Here is a 24,862-nt window from a genome sequence, read left to right as displayed (position 1 = left end):
CCATGATTCGAGAATTAAGAGCCTACTTAAAAGACTATAGCGATTAAGACAAGTCAGGACTTTCCTTTTTTAAAAGTTATAAATTTCGAATGATTTTCTTCGTGCATTTGGCATGAAAAAGCAGAAACCCTCTTGTAAAATGGAAGAAATTTTGATATGATAATAAATGTCGTGTAATCGGCAAATACTCATTTCAGATGAATTGTGAAGCCGTTGCCTATGGGTGGTTTTGCGAGTTGAAATCTGGGAGAGGAAAAAACAATAAAGGAGACATTACTCATGGCAGTAATTTCAATGAAACAACTTCTTGAGGCTGGTGTACACTTTGGTCACCAAACTCGTCGCTGGAACCCTAAGATGGCGAAGTATATCTTCACAGAACGTAACGGTATCCACGTTATCGACTTGCAACAAACTGTAAAATTTGCAGATCAAGCATACGACTTTATGCGTGACGCAGCTGCTAACGATGCAGTTATCTTGTTTGTTGGTACGAAAAAACAAGCTGCTGATGCTGTAAAAGAAGAAGCAGAACGTGCTGGTCAATACTATATCAACCACCGTTGGTTGGGTGGAACACTTACAAACTGGGAAACGATTCAAAAACGTGTTGCTCGTTTGAAAGAAATCAAACGTATGGAAGAAGACGGAATTTTTGATGTTCTTCCTAAAAAAGAAGTCGCTCTTCTTAACAAACAACGCGCTCGTCTTGAAAAATTCTTGGGTGGTATCGAAGAAATGCCACGTATTCCAGATGTGATGTATGTTGTGGATCCACATAAAGAACAAATCGCTGTTAAAGAAGCTAAGAAATTAGGTATTCCAGTTGTAGCGATGGTGGATACAAATACAGATCCAGATGACATTGATGTCATCATTCCAGCTAACGACGATGCTATTCGTGCTGTTAAGTTAATTACTGCGAAAATGGCTGATGCAATTATCGAAGGCCGTCAAGGTGAAGATAACGTTGAATCAGTAGAAGCAGAATTAGCTGCAACTGATTCACAAGCAGATTCTATCGAAGAAATCGTTGAAGTTGTCGAAGGCTCAAACGAATAATCAAGTAACGAACTTATGGGGCGGGGCCTAGCCCTCCCCTTTTTATTAAATAAAACCGTAATATCTTAATTGGAGGATCAAAATGGCAGAAATTACAGCTAAGCTTGTAAAAGAATTGCGTGAAAAATCTGGTGCTGGTGTCATGGACGCTAAAAAAGCACTTGTAGAAGTAGATGGCGATATCGAAAAAGCAATTGAATTGCTTCGTGAAAAAGGTATGGCAAAAGCTGCTAAAAAAGCAGACCGTGTTGCTGCTGAAGGATTGACTGGTGTCTATGTAAACGGCAATGTTGCCGCTATCGTTGAAGTGAACTCAGAAACAGACTTTGTAGCAAAAAATGCTCAATTCGTTGAATTGGTAAACGAAACAGCTAAAGTAATCGCAGAAGGCAAACCAGCTAACAACGAAGAAGCTCTTGCTTTGACAATGCCTTCAGGTGAAACACTTGAAGCTGCTTATGTTAGTGCAACTGCTACAATCGGAGAAAAAATCTCATTCCGTCGTTTTGCAGTTGTTGAAAAAGCAGATGATCAAGTATTTGGAGCTTACCAACACAATGGTGGACGTATCGGTGTTATCACAGTTCTTTCAGGCAGTGACGAAGATCTTGCAAAACACGTGGCAATGCACGTTGCCGCTATGAAACCTTCTGTTCTTTCATACAAAGAATTGAGTGAAGAATTTATCCATGATGAATTGGCTCAAATGAACCACAAAATTGATCAAGACAACGAAAGTCGTGCAATGGTTGGTAAACCAGCGCTTCCACACTACAAATTTGGTTCTAAACTTCAATTGACGGATGAAGTGATTGCACAAGCTGAAGAAGACATCAAAGCTGGTCTTGCAGCTGAAGGTAAACCAGAAAAAATCTGGGACAAAATTATTCCTGGTAAAATGGATCGCTTCATGCTGGACAATACAAAAGTTGACCAAGCTTACACATTACTTGCGCAAGTCTATATCATGGACGACAGCAAGACTGTTGAAGCATTTCTTGAAAGCCAAGGTGTGACAATTGCAAGCTTCACTCGTTTTGAAGTAGGTGACGGCATTGAAAAAGCTGCCAATGATTTTGAATCAGAAGTAGCTGCAACTATGGCTGCTGCACTTGGTCAAAACTAAGGCAATCAATAGTTAGTGTTTAAATCATAAATAAAAAGGTTAGAGAGCTGATATAACTCTCTAGCCTTTTCTAATAGTGTCTGCGATTATTTTACAATTTTTTTCGTGAATCCCTTGTGAGAAATCACAGAGTCTACAAATATTAAAACGATTAAAGAAATTAGTAGATAGGTAATTTCGGAGTAGGTAAAAGCGATTCGATATGTTTGTGTAAAGAGAATAGCACAGACACTTACAGCAATGATGGCTAAATCAATTGTCCATTTTGTTTTAGGTTTTATTGAAGACGGTTCAAATAAAAATGGAGCAAATAAGCAGATGACTAACGGGACGACTTGGACATCCACATAATCAGCAGAAATAACTGTAAAAAAGAATAAAGTTGAAACCAACCAAACCAGTACATGACGTGTATATTTGAACCAATCCATTTTCATTCATTTGGCCTCCTTTTATTATTATCGTCAAATTTTCATCTATATTATAACGCTTTAAAATTAAAAGGCAAGCGCTTACACTCTAATTATTCCTATTCTATAAGCTTTTTCACTTGCTTGAATAATCAGACTTTTCAGTTTTTCATTTAGGTCTTTTTCTTTCAAAAATAAGAGATTTTCGGTATAATATTAGTCAAAGATAGTCAATGTCAGTTGCTCATTTATGGAGCAAAAGAAAGAACTGGAAGAAAGGGTTGTCATGAGCCATAAGAATACGTCAGACAGTATTGAGGAATACATCAAAGCAATTTTAGCTCAAGCTGGGATTGCAGAGTTGAAGCGCAGTGAAATTGCGGATGTTTTTCAGGTTGTTCCAAGTCAGATAAATTATGTCATCAAGACACGTTTTACGGAAAGTCGTGGCTATGTTGTTGAAAGCAAGCGTGGTGGAGGCGGCTACATTCGGATTGGTCGGATTGAATTCTCTAATCATCATGAGCTGCTTTGTGATTTACTGCATAGCGTTGGCGAGCAAATCAGTCAACAGGTCTTTACAGATATCATTCAGTTATTGTTTGATGAAAAAATCATGACAGAACGAGAAGGGAATCTTCTTTTAGCGACGACAACAGACAGGGTATTGGGAGTAAATGCTGCACAGATTCGTGCGCAGATGTTAAAGAAAATTTTACAACAAGTTGATAGAAAAGGGAAAAACTAATATATGAAATATTCAAAAGCTTTGACAGAAAGTATTGAGTCGGCACAACTGTTAGCGAGTCATTTTGAAACGGATTATTTGGAGTCTTGGCATTTGTTGATTGCCATGGCGAATAATCCTTATAGTGTTGCGGGTTCAGTTTTAAATGATTATCCGCTTGAAATTGATGATTTTGAGAAAGCAGCCTTTCATATCACAGGAAAGATTTATCAACAAGAGGGAAGCTTTACCATTTGGCCGTTTTCTCATCGTATGAAAGTGTTGTTTTTGACAGCTGAGCGAATTGCAGAGGTTGTGCATGCTAAGAATCTTGGGACAGAGCATGTGTTGTTAGCTATGCTGTTTGACCGAGGAAGTTTGGCGGCACGTCTCCTTGAATTTACAGGCTTTAGCTATGAGGATAAAGAAGGCGTTTTGCGTATGACCGATCTTCGGAAAAACTTAGAGCATAAGGCTAGCTGGGGTAAAGAAGATATAAAGGCTATTCGCCACTTAAATAAAAATACTGCTGCAGCGAAACAAACGATGGTCAATATGATGGGGATGCCTCCTTCTACCAGTGGTGGACTAGAAGATTATACCCGTGATTTAACCGAAATGGCTCGTGCTGGTCTTTTAGAACCGGTCATTGGGCGGGATAAAGAGATTTCTCGCATGCTTCAGATTTTAAGTCGCAAGACGAAAAATAATCCAGTGTTGGTAGGAGATGCAGGAGTTGGGAAGACAGCATTAGCCCTTGGTTTGGCGCAACGTGTGGCAGCTGGTCAAGTTCCAAATGAGCTTGCAAAGATGAGAGTTCTGGAGCTGGATTTGATGAATGTGGTAGCTGGGACTCGTTTTCGCGGTGATTTTGAAGAGCGGATGAACAATATTATCAATGATATTGAAGCAGACGGGCATGTGATTCTCTTTATTGATGAGCTTCATACTATTATGGGTTCTGGCAGTGGGATTGATTCGACATTAGATGCAGCGAACATTCTCAAGCCAGCTTTGGCTAGAGGAACACTTAGAACGGTCGGCGCAACGACACAAGAAGAGTACCAGAAATATATTGAAAAAGATGCGGCTCTTTCACGGCGATTTGCCAAGGTTACTATTGAAGAGCCTACGGTAGCTGATAGTATTGCGATTTTACAGGGGCTCAAGAAAAGCTATGAAGAACACCACAAAGTGGTGATTACAGATTCAGCGATTGGGACAGCTGTTAAGTATGCTCATCGTTATCTAACAAGTAAACATCTACCTGACTCGGCGATCGATTTGCTAGATGAAGCTGCCGCAACGGTACAAAATAAAGGTCCGCAAAATCATGTAAAAACAGAATTGAGTGCAGCAGACGAGGCTTTAATGGCAGGCGATTGGAAAAAGGTTGGCACTTTGTTGGAAAAAGAAAGTCAGCCAATTGTCTACAAACTAAAGGTTAAAGACGAGGATATTTTGGTAACACTCAGCGGTTTATCGGGAATTCCTGTGCAAAAGTTGACGCAAACAGATGCGAAGAAATACCTCCATTTAGAAAAGGAACTGCACAAACGGGTCATTGGGCAAAATGAAGCAATTTCTGCTATCAGTCGAGCGATTCGGCGCAATCAATCCGGCATTCGCACCAGCAAACGTCCAATTGGCTCCTTTATGTTCTTGGGTCCAACTGGGGTTGGAAAAACTGAGCTGGCTAAGGCTTTAGCGGAAGTTCTTTTTGATGACGAAACAGCATTGATTCGTTTTGATATGAGTGAATATATGGAGAAATTTGCTGCCAGTCGACTTAATGGAGCGCCTCCAGGTTATGTCGGTTATGAAGAAGGGGGCGAATTAACTGAAAAAGTTCGCAATCGTCCGTACTCTGTACTCCTCTTTGATGAGGTAGAAAAAGCACATCCTGATATTTTCAATGTGCTTCTACAAGTCTTAGATGACGGGGTGCTGACCGACAGTAAGGGACGCAAGGTGGATTTTTCCAATACCATTATCATTATGACTAGCAATCTTGGTGCGACAAGTTTGCGGGATGATAAGACGGTCGGTTTTGGAGCGCGTGATGCCCGCTTTGATCATGAAAGCATGGAAAAACGGATGATGGAAGAACTCAAGAAAAGTTATCGTCCGGAATTTATCAATCGGATTGATGAAAAGGTTGTTTTCCATAGCCTGACTAGCGAAGACATGCAAGAAGTGGTAAAAATTATGGTGAAGCCACTCATTGTCAGTCTCGCTGAAAAAGGAATTGAACTGAAATTCCAACCTAGTGCTTTGAAACTTCTGGCTCAAGAGGGTTATGACCCTGAAATGGGAGCTCGTCCACTGCGCAGAACTCTACAAACTCAGGTAGAAGATCATTTATCCGAATTACTTTTAGCTGGTGAGTTACAGATGGGACAAAGTTTGAAAGTCGGTGTCAAAACTGGACAGCTGAAGTTTGAAGTGCTCTGAGTTTTTCCTTGAAACATTTAGGGATAGATAAGGACTTAAAAGATGAACATTCGTGAAATGACAGAAACGGATTATGATCAGGTTTATCAATTGTGGTTATCATGTGCAGGCATGGGATTGAATGATTTAGATGATTCAAAAGAGGGAATTGCTCGTTTTTTGCAGAGAAATCCTCAAACTTGTCTGGTGGCAGTAGAAAATCAAACGATTATCGGAGCGATTTTAGTTGGTTCGGACGGACGAAGAGCCTATAATCTATCATACAGCTGTTCATCCGAACTATCGCAGGAGAGGGATTGCTCGGCAGTTGGTTGAGACAGTTTTAACTGTCTTAGATGATTTGAAAATTCATAAGGTCGCCTTGGTTGTCTTTAAAAGAAATAAAGAGGGGAATCAGTTTTGGGAGAAATTAGGTTTCTCTGTTCGAGAAGATCTTATTTACCGCAATCAAGCGAGGACTGAAATGACTCGGATAGATACCTGGTAGAAATTACTCTTTAAATAAAAAGCACCAACCATTTGGGAATAATTTTCCAGATGATTGGTGTCTTTTAATGTTTAGACTTGTAGCAATTCTTCAATTTCCGCAAGGCTGTTGGCTTGGGAAATGGCACCGCGGAGTTTGGCCGCGCCAGCCGTTCCGCGGAGGTAATGAGGTGCTAAGCCACGAAATTCTCTAATGGCGATATGTTCGCCCTTGAGGTCAATTAGACGTTTCAAATGATCGTAAGCGACTTGCATTTTATCCTCAAAGCTGAGATCAGGCAGGATTTCTCCTGTTTCAAAATAGTGGTTAATCTGATGAAAAAGATACGGATTGCCCATAGCAGCGCGCCCAATCATGACAGCATCTGCCCCCACTTCTTCTATACGCTGTTGAGCATCTTGGACAGTACGAATATCGCCATTGGCAATAAAAGGAATCTTGGTTAAGGCTTGCGCAACATTGTGGAGGGTTTCAAGATCAGCGTGACCGGTATACATTTGTTCGCGTGTGCGTCCGTGCATAGCAAGAGCTGACACACCAGCAGCTTCAGCTGCCAGTGCATTTTCCACAGCTAGTGAGGCGTCCGACCAACCAGTGCGCATTTTTACAGTCAACGGAATATCTAGAACAGAACGAACTTTATTGATAATAGAATAGATTTTTTCTGGATCTTTGAGCCATTTTGCCCCAGCTTCGTTTTTAACAATTTTATTGACGGGACAGCCCATATTGATGTCCACAATATCTGTTTGGGTATTTTCTTGGATAAATTCGGCTGCGCGCGCCAAACTATCTTCGTCACTGCCAAACAACTGAATGGAAACGGGATGTTCTTCTTCGTCAATATGCAGCATGTGGAGTGTTTTTTCGTTGTTGTATTGAATGCCCTTGTCTGAAACCATTTCCATGACGACAAGACCTGCACCCAGCTCTTTTGCAATTGTCCGAAAAGCCGAATTGGTCACTCCTGCCATAGGAGCGAGAACAGTCCGGTTGGGAATTTTTACATCACCAATCAAAAAAGCGGTATTAAGATTTGTCACGAATGAGTTCCTCCAAGTCTTTCTCGTCAAAATGATACGTGCTTTGGCAGAATTGGCAAGTGATTTCAGCACCGTGGTCTTCATCTCGCATTTCTTCAAGATCTGACTTAGGTAGGCTTGAGAGGGCATTTAAAAACCGCTCTTTGCTGCAATCACATTGGAAGCGGAGCTTTTCTTCTGACAAGCGTTTGTAGGGATCGTTGCCATAGATAGCTGAAAGCAAGGCTTCAATATGGTTTTCAGATTCCAAAAGTGTTGAAATAGCAGGCATTTCTTGGATTCGTTTTTCAAAGCGGGTGATTTCTTCTTCTTTGGCACCTGGAAGGACTTGCAAGAGGAAGCCACCAGCAACCTTGACCTTGTCATTGGCATCTAGTAGAACATTCAACCCGACAGCTGACGGAGTTTGCTGGCTTTCTGTTAGATAGAATGCCAAATCTTCGCCAATTTCACCGGACACAAGCGGAGTCATAGAATGATAAGGATTTCCAGTTCCATAGTCTGTAATGACGAGGAATTCGCCATTTCCAACGAATGGTCCGACCAGCACTTCGCCAGTCGCGGTTTTTTTAATGTCTACGCCGGGATTTTGCACATAACCTTTGACAGTACCTTTTGTATCTGCAACGGTGATAATAGCACCGAGAGAGCTTGTCCCTAGCACTTTGACGGTGATTTTTGTATCTCCTTTTTCGTTTGCGGCAAGGATTTGACTGGCAATGAGCGTGCGACCTAGTGCTACAGTTGAGCTGGCCTGAGTGTGATGTTTTTCTTGAGCTGTCCGAACGGTTTCAGTACTGTCCAGTACATAAGCTCGGAAAGCTCCGTTTTCTGAAATAGTTTTAATAATCTTGTCCATACCTTTTATTGTAACATAAAAAAAGAAAAGGGAGCGGGACAAAAATCGGTATTTCGTAAGAAATTGATTTTGTTGTCCCACCCCGCATAGTTGACGAGGTTGTTGTCATTCTTTGCATAGCAAGGAATGACAACAACCAAGCATCTATTTCGTTTCGGTGAAAAAATAGTATATTATAAGAATTTAGGAAACTTTTGTCCTAAACTCTTGTTCCAGTCCATTAGTTTTCGTTTGTAGTCCGTTCATCCACTTCTTTTTGAGTTTCTTTTCCCTGATCTAGCAAAGCTTGGATAATCTTTTGGTCGCGTAGTTTAACAGAGTCGTTAATGGTTTCAGCGGATTGGATAACGGTCGCTTCAAGGAGAGCGCGTTTTTCCCGTCCTTTGTCAATGGCTTCGATAATACCTTGGTTTTGAGCGACTAAGCTTTCAGCCAACTTAGTGACAGATTCGACTGCAATTGTTGGATTTTGCGAGATTCTCTCCATTTGTGGAATGACTTCTTTGCTGGTTTCAGCCAGCATTTGAAGCGCTGCATTGTTGGCATTAGAAATGGCGTCCGCTACCTGACCAGATTTCATTGATTGTTGCAAAATGCCTAGTTGAGCAATAGAGAGCTTCATGGTCGGAATGGTATTGCGACGGAGCATTCCGAGCTTTTGGCGCATATCAGAAGACACCTTCACGAGATTACGCATTTGCGGGGTAGTGGCCCAAGCAACATACAGACGGCTGATGTATTCAGTGTGTTGCTGTTCCAATGTATTGACAACTTCAGTCAAGCGGGCCAATTCTTGTGATTTGGTTTGGTAATCTAGAGTGGCGGTATCTAATTGTGCCACTTTATTTTGAAGAGTCAAGGCACGCGCACTAGCTTCTCTTTGACTGGCTTCAATAAAGGATATGACACCGACTAGATTTTCAATGGATTTGGTATTGTCTTCGATCAACATCTCAGCAGAAACGATATTGCGTGCGAGTACATCTTCTTGCTTGACGACAGTAGCAGCCATTCCGTCCATTTTTTGCTCGATATTTTGTGAATCAAAATAGAACTCTTGCAAGGTATTCTTACTTTGTTTAAAGAGTTTTTCTAAGAAATTTGGCTTTTTATCTAGTTCTGCAATTTGAGCATCCTTGTACTTAGCAACAAAACCATTTAACTCTTTATTAGTGTTTTTTAGCAATTCATCGACTTGTGGGATTTGAAGTTTCTTTTGCTCGGCTAAAATACGGTTGACAGTGTTATTAACATCTTCGACCGCGGCTTGTCCAAAATCTAAAAGAGCATTTTGGTCGGAAATAAAGTTATCTACCAACTGAGGGGCTTTTGCTATGATAGCATTTTGTTGTTCAGGAGTTAATTTTTCCAAAAAAGTTAACTGCCCATTTGCTTGGGTTTTGGTTGATTCAATAATCTCGGTGGTTTTATCCGTTTTCGTAATGGCATTGTTAGCGATTTTGTCAATGTCGAAGTTAAATTCTTGGCTCATAAGGTCTCCTTTTGATGTTATAGTTCTGTGTTCGTCTCTTTTTTAGTTAAAATCCGCAAGCTGATATCAAAGTCTCGTAGGTCAGCTTCGTTGAGCTGACGGAGTGTTTCATCCAAGTCTAAATCAAACTGTTCAATAGCCACTTTGGCACTGGAGAGCCGTTCCTTGGCATTGTAAAAATCTTTCGGGGAAGTCTTGATTTTTAGGTAGCCCTCCAAAATATCCTCATAATGCTCCATTTGAGACTGATGGATCGCAGTTAATTCTTCCTTGTTGTTGCTTTCTGACTGAGAAATTTTCTTGAGAATAGCTTCATGGTCGGTTTGGATATTGTGAATGGTTTCGAGCAATTCTGGTGCTAATTCTTCAAGGCTTGACTTTGTACTCTCAGCATCTTGCGTGCGGAGGTTGTAAAGTTGAGCATGAATGTCTGCTGTTACGTCTTGCACTTTCCGTTGAATCCGCTGGTAAATCTCAGGTGAGATATGTTTTCTCAAGGTATCAGTCCGACCTTGGATATAGCTTAATTGAGGCAAGAGCTGTTCAGCCAACTGTTGGTATTTTTCATAAGCCCTTTCTTCCAGATAAGCATCTAATTGTTTGATTCGACTATCTGCGGTACCGATTTCCTCTTTCAAATCTTCAATTTGCTGACTGGCGTTAGGTCTTGTGATTTTTTTCGGCTGATGGGTTGCATAGTAGTAAATTCCGTAGCCTATCCCGACAGCAAAGAGGATCGGGATGAGGTACTGCATAATAATACCAACTGCGATAAAAATAAGCAGTATACCAATCCATCTTCTAGAACGTACATTTCTATAATCTCTTCTGGACATAAATTATCTAATCCCGTTTCTTCTGAAATTTCTAAGTCTATTTTAGCATAAAAAAGTATCAAAGACGGAACTGAACGATATTTTTAATAAAAAGTTTGGCTGAAAATAATCATGGACTGATAAGATTTTTCAAAAATTTCTTGACTTAGAGTGCACTCCAAGGTATATAATAAAAGTGTAAATGTTTTATCTTTTTGATGAATGTGGAGCATCATCTTTTTAATAGAGAAAGGAACAATAAGATGAAAGCAGCAGTTTTTGTGAAGCTGGGGAGAATGGAAGTATAGGAAGTTGCTCGTCCAGGTGCTGTTGTCGGACGAGTCGGTGTACCTCATACAGGGGACATCAATATCGGTGACTACTGGATGGTCAATTTGGCAATGGCTAGCGGACCGGCTTCTTGTACAACTTATGACAAAGAAATCTTGCTAAAAGCAGTTCTAGACGGTCAAATCAATCCTGGTAAAGTTTTCACTCAATCTTACAAATTGGAAGACATTGACCAAGCCTAACATGGCTGATAGAAAAACGATTAAAGCGATGATTGTGATGAATTAAGAGTTCCGAAAGAGGTTGGTAGAATCCGGCCTCTTTTATGATTGTGAATGTTAGTCCAATAGTTCTCAAATACCTTCATTTTTGATAAAATAAAAGAAAAGCAGTTAAAAAGGGAGAAAGTCATGTCTTTAACCAGTCAGATTATTACAGCTGAATTTCCAGATTTAGAAAAAGTAGAGCAATTGAATATAGAAGCCTTTCCTGAGGAGGAGCGTGCACCGCTATCAGAGCTGCTACGCTATGGAGATGGAGAATTTTCTCATTTCTTTGCCTTTTATGATGAGAATGAATTTGTCGGTTTTGCCTTTTCAGTCTACAATGACAAAGCCTTTTATGTTAGCTTTTTTGCGATCATGCCTCATTTACGCAGCCACGGTTATGGTGGCAAAATTATTGATAAGTTGGTGGATTTTTATCAAAGAACCATGGTTTTAGAGGTAGAACGCCTTGACGAGCCTTGTGATAATCTGGAACAGCGAAAAGCTCGTATGGATTTCTACCAGCGAAACGGCTTTCGCTCTTCGCATGCCTACTTAGAATACGACGGTTTAAGCTTTGAAATTCTTTATAAAGGACCGTTTTTTGATGAAGAAGCCTACCGTGATATTTTCAAAAAAATCCAAGAAGACGGTTATTTTGAATTTGAAATCAAGCATGGTCATGGAAGAGACTGGGAGTAGCTGAGAAATTCTAGCAGATATTTCTATTTTTCATTGAAAGTTATACATAAAAAAACGAGCTGTTTATTTTGCTCGTTTTTTTATGTAATGAAGTTTAATGGATTTCTGGGAAGAGTTTAGCCAATATTTTAGGTGTAATGCTTTGACCGGGACCTTCTGCACAATAAGTGTGCATATACATAGAAGGATTGAAATTGAGCTCAATGCAGGTACAGTTAGGATTGTTTTTGCTGGCTGGAAGTGTGCTATTCGGGATAATTAAATCCACGCCACAGACCCAAGCTCCCATAGCAGCTGCCATTTCTGCTGCTAGTTCCTTATAGGAGGTGTGCATGGTTTCAGTCACATCTACTGAGTCTCCACCAGTAGAAATATTAGAATTACGGCGAAGAAAAACTTGAATTCCTTGCGGTAGGACATCATCTGCTTTATAACCTTGCTGGGCTAGCATGAGCAGCTCAATCTCACCAAGCTCAATCATTTCCAGTGGAGAGCGATGGTCGCGCCCTCGTAGGGGATTGGTATTTTTAAAAGCTACCAGTTCTCGAATGGTGTGCCGACCGTCTCCTACAACATTGGCTGCTAAGCGCAGAAGCACCGCCTCACATTTTCCGCCTAGGACAAAGAAACGGTATTCGGTTCCTGCGATAAATTCCTCAACAAGGACAGAGCTGTCCTCTGAAAAGGCAATCTCCAATGCTTTTTGGTAACTGTCTCGATTGGTAGGTGCTTGAAAAATAGAAATTCCTAACCCGAAGTTGGTGGATTTGGGTTTGATAACAATCGGCTTATCTTTGATAAAGGGATAGTAAGCTATTCCTTCTTCCAGAGTGGAAAATTCAGCTCCAGCAGGAACGGGAAAACCAGCAGCAGATAACATTTTCTTAGTCACTGTTTTATTTGCCATCGCAAGAGGCACGATATAGTTGTCCTTTGAGGTCATATTGCCATTTTTGACATACTCGATATGATCTTTATGTTGAAGCTTTAAAAACTGGTCACTTTCGTCTAAGATTTCTACTTGCACTCCTTTTTGAATAGCGTCAAAGAGGAGCATTTGAGTGGAGAGTTCCATGTTCTCGTAGCCTTTCAGAGCGTATGGAGCAGTCCAGGCGTAGTTGTGATATGCTTTGGCTTTCTCCAAACCAAAGGCTTCTAAGGAATGATTGTGAATATAAGGCAATAGTTGGGCGGAAAGGGTTAGGCTGGGATTAGCAACTGCATTTTTCACATGATGAAGCAGGTCTTGATAATAGGAGCTTAATCCGAACTGGTGGATGACAGCTTGCATAGCTCTAAGGAGCAGATCGCTATCAGCTTCAACGGGCAGAAGAGTCAGAGGGTGGCTAAGAGCTATTTTTTCATTTAGAGCATGAGCTTGCTCTAGGATTTCATCAGGGTCTGCTACATCATCTAGCCAGAGCAAGGCAAGCAAAAAGAGATGAACCGTGTCCATGGTCTCCTGACTGATTCCTAGCACCTCAAAAGGATTGAGGTCAAAACAACGGAATTCCAAATAGGTAATTCCTTTTTCCAAGTAACGCCGATTTTCTTTTTGCCCACGGAAACGAACAGGCATGTAGCATTCTTTCTCGGCAATTAAATCGCCTTGTGCCACGTATTTCTCTATATCGCTTACATAAGACTCTAGTGAAGCATAGGAAATGTGAATCTTTTTATCGTTTACATATCCCAAATCACTGTTGCGGATAGAGCGTACAGGCTGAGAAATCTTTCTCGTCAAAAACCCTTCTTCAACAATTGGTGCTGCCCCGTATAAATAGGTCAGAAACCAGCGGAACCGTAAAAAGTTTCGAGCCAATTTAAGATAGAGGTCATTTTTAAAAAGCCGAATATTTTGGTAATCACTGACCTTGAAAAGAGCTTGAATCAAGTCTGTTCCTAATTCCACATTGTAGTGAATGCCTGAGATGGCTTGTAGCGTTTTTCCATATTTTTCTGCTAAACTTTCTCGATAATGACGCTCAAAATCGTTTTCTAAATGAGCAATTTGAATTTCTGCTGGTGACAATTTTGGGGGCATAGAGAGTGGCCAGATTGCTTCATTTTTTTGGATGGTGCGTCCAGCTACATCAGTAATGGCAGCGAGAAAACGCCTTGCTTCTTTTGTAGAAGTTGCAATCGGGGTGATGAGTTCTAATTGCTGCTCACTAAAATCGGTCTGAATCATCGGGTGAAAATTACGGCTTCCAAATGCTTGAGGATGAGGAGTTTGCGCTAATTTTCCGTCTTGATTGACGCGCAAGCCCTCCCTTTCCAACCCGAAAGTAGCTTGTAAAATAGGTGCATCTGCTGCTATTTTTTCTAACAAATGATTGATGTTCATGGTAAATCCCTGTTTGTTTTCTAATACTTTTAGTCTAGTATAAAAATGCTTAGAAGACAAATTTCTACTACGTTTTCCGAACCTTTTTTAAAAGAAAATGATCATATTTTTAGATAAGACACAGGTTTCACAAAGGCGGGATATTCAAACTTCGTCATTTACAAATAACAATGGCGGTTTTATCTTGAAAAAAGAAGAAATTTTTCTTATAATAAAGTATAAGATATAATTGCAGGTGAGACTCCTGCCATGTAGACAAGAAAGGACGAGCACTTAGCTCAGACAAGATTATGACATCAGTTGTTGTTGTAGGGACCCAGTGGGGAGATGAAGGAAAAGGAAAGATTACAGATTTCCTTTCAGCCAATGCCGAAGTCATTGCCCGTTATCAAGGCGGAGATAATGCGGGTCATACTATTGTAATTGGCGGTAAGAAGTACAAGCTGCACCTGATTCCATCAGGGATTTTCTTCCCAGAAAAAATCTCTGTGATTGGAAATGGAATGGTGGTCAATCCAAAATCTTTGGTACATGAATTGGCTTATTTGCACGAAGAAGGGGTTACGACGGATAATCTTCGGATTTCAGATCGTGCTCATGTTATCCTACCTTATCATATCGAGTTGGATCGCTTACAGGAAGAAGCCAAAGGCGATCACAAAATCGGAACGACTATTAAGGGGATTGGTCCAGCTTATATGGACAAAGCAGCTCGTGTGGGAATCCGCATTGCGGATTTGTTGGATAAAGATATTTTCAGAGAACGTTTGGAGCGCAACTTAGCTGAAAAAAATCGTCTCTTTGAAAAACTCTACGACAGCACAGCTATCCAATTTGATGATATTTTTGAAGAATACTACGCTTATGGTCAGCAGATTAAACAATACGTGACAGATACGTCGGTTATCTTGAACGACGCTCTTGATCAAGGTAAACGTGTCCTTTTTGAAGGGGCACAGGGAGTTATGCTAGATATTGACCAAGGCACCTATCCATTTGTTACCTCTTCCAATCCTGTCGCAGGTGGCGTAACGATTGGTTCCGGTGTGGGTCCAAGCAAGATTGACAAGGTTGTCGGAGTTTGTAAAGCCTACACCAGTCGTGTTGGTGACGGACCATTCCCGACAGAACTATTTGATGAAGTAGGCAACCACATTCGTGAAGTTGGCCATGAATATGGAACGACAACAGGACGTCCTCGCCGTGTTGGTTGGTTTGATTCGGTTGTTATGCGCCACAGCCGACGTGTATCTGGTATTACTAACCTTTCTCTCAATTCGATTGATGTTTTGACGGGACTTGATACGGTTAAAATCTGTGTCGCTTACGACCTAGATGGTGAGCGCATTGATCATTATCCGGCTAGTCTGGAGCAGCTCAAACGGTGCAAGCCAATCTATGAAGAATTACCAGGTTGGTCAGAAGACATTACAGGTGTTCGCAGTTTAGAAGAGTTGCCAGAAAATGCCCGCAACTACGTCCGCCGTGTGAGTGAACTTGTCGGTGTCCGCATTTCCACTTTTTCTGTTGGTCCAGGTCGTGAACAGACGAATATCCTGGAAAGTGTTTGGTCAAGTTTGTAATAGAAGCAGACAAAGCGGGTTTCGGCTCGCTTTTTATTGACGCAATAAAAAAGTTTAAAGAATGATTCTCTTTTAAGTTAATTTTAAGCTAGCTGGGTTATACTAAAATCATCAGATGAAGACCTCCTAACTTTATTTGATAGAAATCCTAAACTTTTTCATAATAATCTCCTGAAAGTCACTGTAAAGTGGCTTTTTTTATATTTTCGGGTTTATAACATGATATAATAAATGGAGAACAAAGGAGATAAATGATGAACTTTACAGATTTGTCTAATAAAGAACAGGAAAAAATAATGATAAGTGAAATTATCAGGAATTTAAAAAAGCTAGGTGGCTATGCAACCAAACGAGAGTTGCTAGATGCTATTAAAAAGGGAGAAAATACGATAGATGATAATTTTTTTGAGGAAGAAAAAGTGTCTCAAAAAAGTGGAAAAATTTATAAACCTAGTGATTACACTTTTAATTTTTCTGCCAAAAGTTTGCTTATCACGGGCTATCTTTCTAAACCAAAGCAATCGACTTTTGAATTGACAGAATTAGGTAGAAAATTGAAACTGGATGAGCATTTTGCTAGCGATATTCAACAGAAAGCCATTCAATTTTGGAAAAATGAGAAGAAGTCAAAACAATTCTTCAAGTTATCCTTTGAAAAGGAACTTAAACATTCACTAGATGACTCAAAAGAAAATTGGAGAGTTGAGTTGACAAGGACTTTAAAATCTATGTCACCACAAAAATTTGAAACTTTTGCTCGTGGTCTAGTCAAGGAGATGGGTGTCAAACTAGATGAAAAAATTGGGGTTAGTTATACTAATGATGGTGGTTTAGATGGTTTTGGCTATATTACTAGTACAGATGACTTCAGAACCAATCGCGTAGCTATCCAAGCAAAGCGTTGGGAAAACAATGTTCCTTCTCCGGAGATTGATAAATTCCGCGGTGCAATGGATAAATACAATGCAGAATATGGTATTTTTATTACAACTTCTGATTTTTCAAGAAGTGCCATTGAAGCAGCTCGTCAAGGAACTAGAGTCATTACTTTAATTAATGGAGAAGATATTGCGGATCTAGTTGCCAAATATAAACTTCATGTCAGAGAAGTCACGACTTATGAATTAGGAGATTTTTATCATACAGAGGATTAGATGGTTAAAAGATGAACTATACAGTTGAAGAAAAAGAATTTTTTATGCGGGAGGCTTTGAAAGAAGCAAAAATTGCACTGGCTAACGATGAAATTCCAATAGGTTGTGTTATTGTCAAGGACGGAGAAATTATCGGTCGTGGGCATAATGCGCGTGAGGAGCTGCAGCGAGCTGTCATGCATGCTGAGGTGATGGCGATTGAAAAGGCAAACGCTCATGAAAAAAGCTGGCGCTTGTTAGACACGACTCTTTTTGTCACCATTGAGCCTTGTGTCATGTGTAGCGGTGCCATTGGTCTGGCTCGCATTCCGCAGGTTATCTACGGAGCAAAAAATCAAAAGTTTGGTGCTGCCGGTAGCCTCTACGATATTCTAACAGATGAACGGCTCAATCACCGAGTTGAGCTTGAAAGTGGGATTTTGAAAGCAGAATGTGCTCAGATGATGCAAGACTTTTTTAGGAAGAGGAGACAAAAATGAAGCATTTTGTTAAGAAGGCTATGGTTTTATCCAGATAGTAGCAGAGTTAATGTTATTATTGGTAGATTAGCAATTTTTCGCTCTGAATATCTATTCTTTTTTGAGAAAAAAGAAAATCGTGATTGGCATAAAAACAAATTTATGGTATAATACTTATCGGAGCAACAATTCTGCGTGAAGCGGGTCAGGGGAGGAATCCAGCAGCCCTAAGCGAGTGTGGATTGTGTGCTCTTTTTGTATATGAAGAAGTATGAACGATTGCTATTAACAGTATTTACAATTTTTATTTTCTAAAACATACCATTTTTCATCTTACTTATGCACAATCTCTTTTGATCGTAGAAGTTGTTTTGTTAGTTGGCGCCATTTTAGGAAGTTTAACACCTCACGATTATTTTTCAAAAAAATCATTCTCATTTCTGCTCATAATGAATAGTTCTTCATTTGGATTAGTTGGCATTAGCAACTTAGTAGGCTTGCCATCCATCATTGGGATTCTTATTTTAGCTTTTTCTGCTTACATAATGGGGAAATCCACGCCTAAACTAGATGCTATGTTAATGGCAAATCTACCGTCTGATGTCTTGGCTCAAAGCAATAACTTTCTCGGATTATTATTTACCTTTTCTCTGCCATTGGGAACGGTCCTCTTTTCAGTTCTCTCTGCCTACAATATCTACTTGTGCTGGTTTATTTTTGTTGTCTTTTCACTGTTGGCACTTTTGCTGTCTCTGCAAAATAATCGACTCAAAAAAGGAAACATTAGTTAAACTCTCGAACCTAAGATTAGGCTACTATTTATTTTCCTCTATTTTTTATTTTAGAAGTATTCTGTGGGTGATTATTTTTTGATTTACGCAAACGATTGCTTTAAAGGTTGGTATGAGATTGCGATTTTTGAAAGTTAATTATAAAAAAACAATTTGGAAACGTTTTATTCAAGAAAATTGCTTGATAAAAAAGTAGTAAAGCGGTATCATAGTAGAGAAGAAAAATTGGAGGACTATAATGACACATATTCAGTTTAATTACTCAAACGTGCTTGGAAAATTTGTTGCACCGCATGAAGTAGATTACATGCAAACACAAGTTTCTGCGGTAGATGAACTGTTGCGCAAAGGAACTGGTGCAGGAAGTGACTTCCGTGGCTGGCTTGACCTTCCAGAAAACTATGACAAAGAAGAATTCGCTCGCATTTTGAAAGCGGCAGAACAAATCAAATCAGACAGCGATGTTTTGGTCGTGATTGGGATTGGTGGGTCATACCTTGGAGCAAAAGCAGCGATTGATTTCTTGAGCAATCATTTTGCAAACTTGCAAACCAAAGAAGAACGCAAAGCTCCACAAATCCTTTATGCTGGAAATTCTATTTCATCTACTTACCTTGCAGACTTGGTAGAATACGTTTCAGATAAAGATTTCTCAGTTAATGTGATTTCTAAATCAGGGACAACGACAGAACCTGCTATTGCTTTCCGCGTCTTCAAAGAACTTTTGATTAAAAAATATGGTGAAGCTGAAGCTAACAAACGTATCTATGCGACAACTGACCGCCAAAAAGGTGCAGTTAAGGTGGAAGCAGATGCCAATGGTTGGGAAACATTTGTGGTGCCAGATGACATTGGCGGACGTTTCTCTGTATTGACAGCAGTAGGACTTTTACCAATTGCAGCATCAGGCGCAGACATCAAAGCCCTTATGGAAGGTGCTAATGCTGCTCGTAAGGACTACACTTCAGACAAGATTGCAGAAAACGAAGCTTATCAGTACGCAGCTCTTCGTAACATCCTTTATCGCAAAGGCTATGCGACTGAAATTTTGGTTAACTACGAACCATCTCTGCAATACTTCTCAGAATGGTGGAAACAATTAGCTGGTGAGTCAGAAGGAAAAGACCAAAAAGGTATTTATCCAACATCTGCTAATTTCTCAACAGACCTTCACTCTCTTGGACAATTTATCCAAGAAGGTGCGCGTATTATGTTTGAAACAGTTGTCCGTGTGGACAAACCACGCAAAAACGTAACGATTCCTGAATTGGCAGAAGACTTAGACGGACTTGGCTATCTTCAAGGAAAAGATGTTGACTTTGTTAACAAGAAAGCGACAGACGGTGTACTTCTGGCTCATACTGACGGTGACGTGCCAAATATGTATGTAACACTTCCTGAGCAAGATGCCTTTACTCTTGGCTATACTATTTACTTCTTTGAGTTGGCTATTGCTATTTCTGGCTACTTGAATGCTATTAACCCATTTGACCAACCAGGTGTAGAAGCTTACAAGAAAAATATGTTTGCTCTTCTTGGAAAACCAGGATTTGAAGAATTGAGCAAAGAATTGAACGCTCGTTTGTAATGTGTAAATAATGAAACGGCTTCTGAAAGGAAGTCGTTTTTTATATGCTTGAAACAAAGTTTAAGTGAAATTTTCACAAAAACAGAAGAAAAAGATAGAAAGAAAGCGCTTTATTGTGTATAATAAAAGCAGAACATACAATGGAGGCGTTTTATGTCACAAGAAACCTATATCATGGCGATTGACCAAGGGACAACCAGCTCACGGGCGATTATTTTCAATAAAAAGGGTGAGAAGGTTGCCACGAGTCAAAAAGAGTTTACTCAGATTTTTCCACAGGCGGGCTGGGTTGAGCACAATGCAAATGAGATTTGGAATTCTGTGCAGTCGGTCATTGCAAATGCTTTTATTGAAAGTGGCATCAAGCCCACAGAGATTGAAGCAATCGGCATTACCAATCAACGGGAGACAACGGTTGTGTGGGATAAAGAAACGGGCTTGCCCATTTACAATGCCATTGTCTGGCAGTCTCGGCAAACAGCTCCTTTAGCAGAAAAGCTCAAGCAAGATGGATATGTAGATTTCTTTCATCAAAAAACAGGTTTGATCATAGATGCTTATTTCTCTGCGACCAAGGTACGCTGGATTTTAGATCAGGTAGAGGGAGCGCAGGAACGTGCAGAGCGAGGAGAATTGCTCTTTGGTACGATTGATACCTGGTTAGTCTGGAAATTAACGGATGGTGCAGCTCATGTGACTGATTATTCAAATGCAGCGCGGACCATGCTATACAATATCAAAGAGCTCCAATGGGATGATGAGATTTTGTCCTTACTCAACATTCCTAAAGCGATGTTGCCAGAAGTTCGCTCGAATTCAGAAATTTACGGTAAAACAGCACCTTATCATTTTTATGGTGGAGAGGTACCAATTGCAGGAATGGCGGGCGATCAGCAGGCAGCTCTCTTTGGGCAATTAGCATTTGAGCCGGGAATGGTGAAGAATACTTATGGGACAGGCTCTTTCATCATTATGAATACTGGTCAGGAGTGCAATTTATCCAAAAATAATCTTTTGACGACCATTGGTTATGGGATAAATGGCAAAGTAACTTATGCTTTGGAAGGTTCGATTTTTATTGCGGGTAGTGCCATTCAGTGGCTTCGTGACGGTCTTCGTATGATTGCTAGCTCACCTGAGTCTGAGAGATATGCAAAAAAATCTACCAATGAAAATGAAGTATACCTTGTTCCAGCTTTTACAGGGCTTGGAGCGCCTTATTGGGATCCAGAAGCAAGAGGCTCCATTTTTGGCTTGACGCGTGGAACAAGTAAAGAAGACTTCATCAAGGCAACTCTGCAATCCATTGCTTATCAAGTGCGTGATATCATTGACACCATGCAAATGGACACAGGTACAGCTATCCAAGTTCTGAAGGTAGATGGTGGTGCTGCCATGAATGATTTCCTCATGCAGTTCCAAGCAGATATTCTGGGAATTGAGTTAGCGCGTGCGGCAAATTTGGAAACAACAGCTCTTGGGGCAGCTTTTCTGGCAGGTCTTGCGGTTGGTTATTGGAAAGACATGGAGGAGTTGAAAACATTAAATGCGGTCGGGGAAACATTCCAGCCAACTATGTCAGGGCTAGAGCGCCAAAAATTGTACAAAGGCTGGAAAGCAGCGGTTGCAGCCACACAATTTTTTGCAAAAGAATCTAAAAAATAGTTAAAAACCCAGCATTGTTCAGATTGATGAATGCATGTAATCATTTCGTAGCAAATGGAAAAGGGCGATTAGGGGCCAATCTTAGTCGCTCTTTTTTGGCTTTACGATTCCTTTAACAGACTAAGAGTGAATTACATGCGTTTTGTATCAGTTGGATAGAGTAAAATGGTGAATATGCCTGATCTTATTGGTTTTTTTGAAAATTATGGTATAATAGATATAATTTTGGTAGATGGAGTTGAGTTTTGAAGAAAAGCTATCGCGTCAAGAGCGAGAAAGATTTTAATGCGATTTTCAAAAGTGGGCAAAGTTTTGCCAATAGAAAATTCGTCATTTATAAATTAGAAAAGAAACAAAAACACTTTCGAGTAGGAATATCTGTCAGTAAAAAACTAGGAAATGCGGTCATGCGCAATAAGATTAAACGCCGTATTCGACACGTTTTGATAGCTCATCAAGCAGAGTTGGCAGCGCTTGATTTTGTCGTTATTGCACGCAAAGGTGTGGAAATTCTGACTTATCAAGAATTAGAGCAAAATTTGCTTCATGTACTAAAAATAGCAAAAATTTATCAGGAAGGTTTGAGTAGTGAAAAAGAAAAGTAAACTGGCGGGGCTTTTAGTTTTAGCTTCGCTCATCTTAACGGCGTGTGGGACGAGTGAGGTCACAGCGAGTTCGCCGGATTTATGGGAGAGATTTGTCTATTTCTTCGCCGTAACGATTCGTTTCCTGTCATTCAATGGGAGTACAGGAATTGGGATTATTCTTTTCACATTGATTATTCGGACAGTTCTTTTGCCTGTTTTCCAATTGCAGATCAATGCTTCTCGGAAAATGCAGGAAGCGCAGCCGTTAGTGAAAGAATTGCAGGCGAAGTATCCAGGACGCGACATGGAAAGTCGCAGTCGTTTGGCAGAAGAAACACAAAAGCTGTATAAGGAATTAGGAGTAAAGCCATCGGCATCATTTTGGCCCTTGCTCATTCAAATGCCTGTGTTGATTGCCTTGTATCATGCTTTGACGCGTGTTGAATTTCTTAAAGTAGGGCACTTTCTATGGCTGAATCTGGGTGCGACAGATCCCTATTATATTTTGCCAGTTTTAGCAGCTGTTTTCACCTTTTTGAGTACTTGGTTGAGCAATAAAGGAATGGCAGAGCGTAATGGCTTGATGACAGGAATGATGTTTGTCATGCCGCTATTTGTCTTCTTCTTTGCCATGAGTGTAGCAAGTGGGGTTGCTTTATATTGGAGCACATCGTATGCGTATCAGGTGTTCCAAACGCTTTTACTAAGCAATCCGTATAAAATCATTGCAGAAAGAGAAGCGAAAGCGACTGCTGAGCGGGAACGTGAAGAAAAGAAAAAACGTGCTTATCGTAAAGCACAAAAAAAGAGAAAGTAAGGAGGCACTTGTATGGTATTATTTACAGGAGCGAGTGTTGAAGAAGCCATTCAAAATGGCTTGCGCGAGTTAGATATTCCACGGATGAAAGCACATATCAAGGTGATTTCTCGTGAGAAAAAAGGATTTTTAGGATTATTTGGCAAGAAATTAGCCCAAGTTGATGTGGAATCTATTAACGAAACAACTGTAGTAAAAGCTAACCAAAAAGCTGTCAAAGGTGTTCCGGAAGCAATCAATGCTCAAAATGAGCCCGTTAAAAGTGTGAGTGAAGCAACTGTTGATTTAGGACATGTTGTTGCAGCCATTAAAAAAATCGAAGGAGAAGGCAAAGAAATCTCAGATGATGTCAAAGCTGAAATTTTGAAGCACGAAAAAGAAGCCAGCACGATTCTTGAAGAAACAGGCACAATTGACTTATTGAAAGATAGTGACATCGTAAATTTTCAAAAATCGGTCGCTCAAGAAGAAAAGACAACTGACAAGATTATTTCTTTTGACCAGGCTGTAGAAAAACGCTCGGAAGTCCAACCGATAGCTGAAGAGTCGGCTGATTTTGAAGATTTGGGCATTCAAGTGGAAGAGAATTATGATGTTGAAGAAGTTGTTGCGAGTGTGACGGGCTATGTGCAAAACATCGTGGACGAAATGGATGTTGAAGCTAGCATTGCAAGTGCTCATAATCGTCGAACCATCAATATGCAGATTGATACCAATGAGCCTGGTCGCATTATTGGCTATCACGGAAAAGTGCTGAAAGCTCTTCAATTGTTGGCACAGAATTATCTTTATAATCGCTATTCTAAGAGTTTTTACATTTCTATCAATGTCAATGATTATGTAGAACATCGAGCAGAAGTTCTACAAAGCTACGCTCAGAAGCTAGCTGATCGTGTGTTGGAATACCAACATAGTCAAAAAACCGACCCTATGTCTAACAATGAGCGGAAAATTATTCACCGAATTATTTCTAAAATGGACGGGCTTACCAGCTATTCAGAGGGTGACGAACCAAACCGTTATGTTGTTGTGGATATTGACAGTGAATAATAAACTAAGGACTGAGAAGAATTTCTTTTCAGTCTTTCTTTCCGTTTAGTCCACTAATTGACGTGCTTGAGATTGATAAGAAAGGAGCTTACATGTCTATTTTTCCAGCTATTGAAACTTACTTAGCATTACAAGGACATAAATATATTTCTCCTGATAAAGCGGGAGAATTGAGAGAAATGATGCTTGATTTCAAACAGAAAGGTCAGGCAGCACGCGCGGAATTTTCGGACTTGGTTAAGCAATTTCAAAGATTTTATCCAAAATTAACTCTGGAGCGTACCAGCGACTGGATGAATCAAGTTCAAATTTTGCGTCCCCATTTTTGGAACTATTTGTGTGGTTATGGCGATATCACAGAACCAATGTTTGCGCTGCGTTTATATGGGAAGCCAAGAGATTTTGGAGTATCGTTAGAAGTCAGCTTTATCGAGCGCAAGAAAGATGAAACCAGTCTGACGAAGCAAAATCGAGTTTTACAGGTGCCAATCGCAACTCCGGTTTATTACTTGGCTCAAATAAATGGTGTCAGTCAACGATTTGCTGGAATAGAAGAAAATCGACAGTATTTGAGCCAACAAGTAAAAACAGGGCAAGTTCGTAAAGTATTAGTGAAATACGATGTAGATTTAGCCCAAGCCACATCAATAAGGCAAGTTCTGGATGAGCTTCAGGCTGCTATGATAACACTCATTCCTTTTTATGAGGCAACCAGAGAATTGTAAGAGGTTTAAGCAACCTTTCTTTAGATTTACCAAAAACAATTCCGCACTGCTATTGACAAAAGGCGTAGAATCATATAGAATAGTAAAGTATGTTTAGTAACTGATCACATAGCCGGCTAAACGAATACAAGAATCTAAGAGGAGGTATTCAAAGTGAAACGTACTTATCAACCAAGTAAAATCCGTCGTGCGCGCAAACACGGTTTCCGTCATCGTATGGCAACTAAAAACGGTCGTCGTGTGCTTGCTAGCCGTCGTCGTAAAGGACGCAAAGTTTTGGCTGCATAATCCAAACGAATACAAGATGAAGAACCAACGGAAACTCGAGACCGCTGGTTTTTTTGTTGGATAACAACGAGACAA

Annotated in this window: 21 protein-coding genes, 1 other RNA gene and 3 pseudogenes; 19 read left to right on the top strand and 6 right to left on the bottom strand. The window is 40.2% G+C overall.

The genetic code is table 11. The features are described 5' to 3' along the window. The first annotated feature begins 279 nt into the window (after window positions 1-279). Together rpsB and tsf are read left to right on the top strand one after the other, a co-directional pair. A complete protein-coding gene (gene rpsB, locus HMPREF2574_RS07785) occupies window positions 280-1,062 on the top strand; it encodes a 30S ribosomal protein S2 (RefSeq protein ID WP_003026510.1) in 783 nt (260 codons plus the stop codon). 82 nt (window positions 1,063-1,144) lie between these two features. After that, window positions 1,145-2,188, top strand: a complete 1,044-nt coding sequence (tsf, locus tag HMPREF2574_RS07780; RefSeq protein ID WP_003026508.1) for a translation elongation factor Ts — start codon at window positions 1,145-1,147, stop codon at window positions 2,186-2,188. Window positions 2,189-2,274: 86 nt separating this feature from the next. Here tsf and HMPREF2574_RS07775 read toward each other — a convergent pair whose 3' ends face one another. Beyond that, entirely contained in the window at window positions 2,275-2,625 is a 351-nt protein-coding gene (locus HMPREF2574_RS07775; protein ID WP_070242103.1) for a hypothetical protein, read from the bottom strand. A 259-nt stretch (window positions 2,626-2,884) separates the two neighbouring features. Between HMPREF2574_RS07775 and HMPREF2574_RS07770 the strand changes: the two genes are divergently transcribed. The 3 genes and pseudogenes from HMPREF2574_RS07770 (at window position 2,885) to HMPREF2574_RS07760 (ending at window position 6,266) form a co-directional block, all read left to right on the top strand. Continuing rightward, complete coding sequence (locus HMPREF2574_RS07770) at window positions 2,885-3,346, top strand: CtsR family transcriptional regulator (RefSeq protein WP_042754057.1); 462 nt, start codon at window positions 2,885-2,887, stop codon at window positions 3,344-3,346. 3 nt (window positions 3,347-3,349) lie between these two features. Beyond that, window positions 3,350-5,779: an ATP-dependent Clp protease ATP-binding subunit gene (locus tag HMPREF2574_RS07765; RefSeq protein ID WP_070242100.1), complete on the top strand. Its 2,430-nt coding sequence runs from the start codon at window positions 3,350-3,352 to the stop codon at window positions 5,777-5,779. Between the two features lie 42 nt (window positions 5,780-5,821). Continuing rightward, window positions 5,822-6,266: pseudogene (locus HMPREF2574_RS07760) on the top strand (GNAT family N-acetyltransferase). A gap of 71 nt (window positions 6,267-6,337) precedes the next feature. Here the strand turns inward: HMPREF2574_RS07760 and dusB are convergent. The 4 genes from dusB to HMPREF2574_RS07740 form a co-directional block, all read right to left on the bottom strand. Then, window positions 6,338-7,309 carry a tRNA dihydrouridine synthase DusB gene (gene dusB / locus HMPREF2574_RS07755; RefSeq protein WP_024052339.1) on the bottom strand — a complete coding sequence of 324 codons (972 nt, stop codon included), beginning with the start codon at window positions 7,307-7,309 and terminating at the stop codon, window positions 6,338-6,340. Then, complete coding sequence (gene hslO, locus HMPREF2574_RS07750) at window positions 7,296-8,168, bottom strand: Hsp33 family molecular chaperone HslO (protein ID WP_024052338.1); 873 nt, start codon at window positions 8,166-8,168, stop codon at window positions 7,296-7,298. The genes dusB and hslO overlap by 14 nt, the downstream gene beginning before the upstream one ends. Window positions 8,169-8,388: 220 nt before the next feature. Next, entirely contained in the window at window positions 8,389-9,660 is a 1,272-nt protein-coding gene (locus tag HMPREF2574_RS07745; RefSeq protein ID WP_024052337.1) for a toxic anion resistance protein, read from the bottom strand. Window positions 9,661-9,677: 17 nt separating this feature from the next. Then, on the bottom strand, window positions 9,678-10,496 hold the full coding sequence (locus tag HMPREF2574_RS07740) for a coiled-coil domain-containing protein (protein ID WP_024052336.1): 819 nt from the start codon (window positions 10,494-10,496) through the stop codon (window positions 9,678-9,680). A gap of 287 nt (window positions 10,497-10,783) precedes the next feature. Here HMPREF2574_RS07740 and HMPREF2574_RS11065 point away from each other — a divergent pair. Then, window positions 10,784-11,054: pseudogene (locus HMPREF2574_RS11065) on the top strand (alcohol dehydrogenase); the annotation flags it as partial. 122 nt (window positions 11,055-11,176) lie between these two features. Next, window positions 11,177-11,734 (top strand): GNAT family N-acetyltransferase, encoded by a 558-nt coding sequence (locus HMPREF2574_RS07730; protein ID WP_024052334.1) that lies wholly within the window; start codon window positions 11,177-11,179, stop codon window positions 11,732-11,734. A 94-nt stretch (window positions 11,735-11,828) separates the two neighbouring features. Here HMPREF2574_RS07730 and gshAB read toward each other — a convergent pair whose 3' ends face one another. Beyond that, window positions 11,829-14,081, bottom strand: a complete 2,253-nt coding sequence (gshAB, locus tag HMPREF2574_RS07725) for a bifunctional glutamate--cysteine ligase GshA/glutathione synthetase GshB (protein WP_070812395.1) — start codon at window positions 14,079-14,081, stop codon at window positions 11,829-11,831. A gap of 290 nt (window positions 14,082-14,371) precedes the next feature. Between gshAB and HMPREF2574_RS07720 the strand changes: the two genes are divergently transcribed. From HMPREF2574_RS07720 to rpmH, 12 genes and pseudogenes are all read left to right on the top strand, one after another. Next, a complete protein-coding gene (locus HMPREF2574_RS07720; protein ID WP_024052332.1) occupies window positions 14,372-15,664 on the top strand; it encodes an adenylosuccinate synthase in 1,293 nt (430 codons plus the stop codon). A 254-nt stretch (window positions 15,665-15,918) separates the two neighbouring features. Beyond that, complete coding sequence (locus tag HMPREF2574_RS07715) at window positions 15,919-16,818, top strand: restriction endonuclease (RefSeq protein ID WP_083313004.1); 900 nt, start codon at window positions 15,919-15,921, stop codon at window positions 16,816-16,818. An 11-nt stretch (window positions 16,819-16,829) separates the two neighbouring features. After that, window positions 16,830-17,297, top strand: coding sequence for a tRNA adenosine(34) deaminase TadA (gene tadA / locus HMPREF2574_RS07710; RefSeq protein ID WP_024052330.1), 468 nt, complete (start codon window positions 16,830-16,832; stop codon window positions 17,295-17,297). Between the two features lie 148 nt (window positions 17,298-17,445). Continuing rightward, an RNA gene (gene ffs / locus HMPREF2574_RS07705) (signal recognition particle sRNA small type) lies at window positions 17,446-17,541 on the top strand. A gap of 16 nt (window positions 17,542-17,557) precedes the next feature. Continuing rightward, window positions 17,558-18,067: pseudogene (locus HMPREF2574_RS07700) on the top strand (transporter); the annotation flags it as partial. Between the two features lie 238 nt (window positions 18,068-18,305). Continuing rightward, a complete protein-coding gene (locus HMPREF2574_RS07695; RefSeq protein ID WP_070584585.1) occupies window positions 18,306-19,655 on the top strand; it encodes a glucose-6-phosphate isomerase in 1,350 nt (449 codons plus the stop codon). Between the two features lie 153 nt (window positions 19,656-19,808). After that, on the top strand, window positions 19,809-21,320 hold the full coding sequence (glpK, locus tag HMPREF2574_RS07690) for a glycerol kinase GlpK (RefSeq protein ID WP_070242092.1): 1,512 nt from the start codon (window positions 19,809-19,811) through the stop codon (window positions 21,318-21,320). 245 nt (window positions 21,321-21,565) lie between these two features. After that, entirely contained in the window at window positions 21,566-21,925 is a 360-nt protein-coding gene (gene rnpA / locus HMPREF2574_RS07685) for a ribonuclease P protein component (protein WP_003030605.1), read from the top strand. Continuing rightward, window positions 21,909-22,724, top strand: a complete 816-nt coding sequence (locus HMPREF2574_RS07680; RefSeq protein WP_024052327.1) for a YidC/Oxa1 family membrane protein insertase — start codon at window positions 21,909-21,911, stop codon at window positions 22,722-22,724. Before rnpA ends, HMPREF2574_RS07680 begins: the two co-directional genes overlap by 17 nt. Before the next feature lie 12 nt (window positions 22,725-22,736). Beyond that, window positions 22,737-23,774 (top strand): RNA-binding cell elongation regulator Jag/EloR, encoded by a 1,038-nt coding sequence (gene jag, locus HMPREF2574_RS07675; protein WP_070812393.1) that lies wholly within the window; start codon window positions 22,737-22,739, stop codon window positions 23,772-23,774. A 92-nt stretch (window positions 23,775-23,866) separates the two neighbouring features. Further along, on the top strand, window positions 23,867-24,499 hold the full coding sequence (locus HMPREF2574_RS07670; RefSeq protein ID WP_024052325.1) for a hypothetical protein: 633 nt from the start codon (window positions 23,867-23,869) through the stop codon (window positions 24,497-24,499). A 153-nt stretch (window positions 24,500-24,652) separates the two neighbouring features. Next, complete coding sequence (gene rpmH, locus HMPREF2574_RS07665; RefSeq protein ID WP_003026476.1) at window positions 24,653-24,787, top strand: 50S ribosomal protein L34; 135 nt, start codon at window positions 24,653-24,655, stop codon at window positions 24,785-24,787. The last annotated feature ends 75 nt before the right edge of the window (window positions 24,788-24,862 follow it).

Origin of the sequence: Streptococcus sp. HMSC034E12 (assembly GCF_001835915.1) — a bacterium.
GTDB classification, from domain to species: Bacteria; Bacillota; Bacilli; order Lactobacillales; family Streptococcaceae; genus Streptococcus; species Streptococcus vaginalis.
Note: the sequence above shows the minus strand (reverse complement) of the source record. Positions and strands in the feature narration are given on the sequence as shown.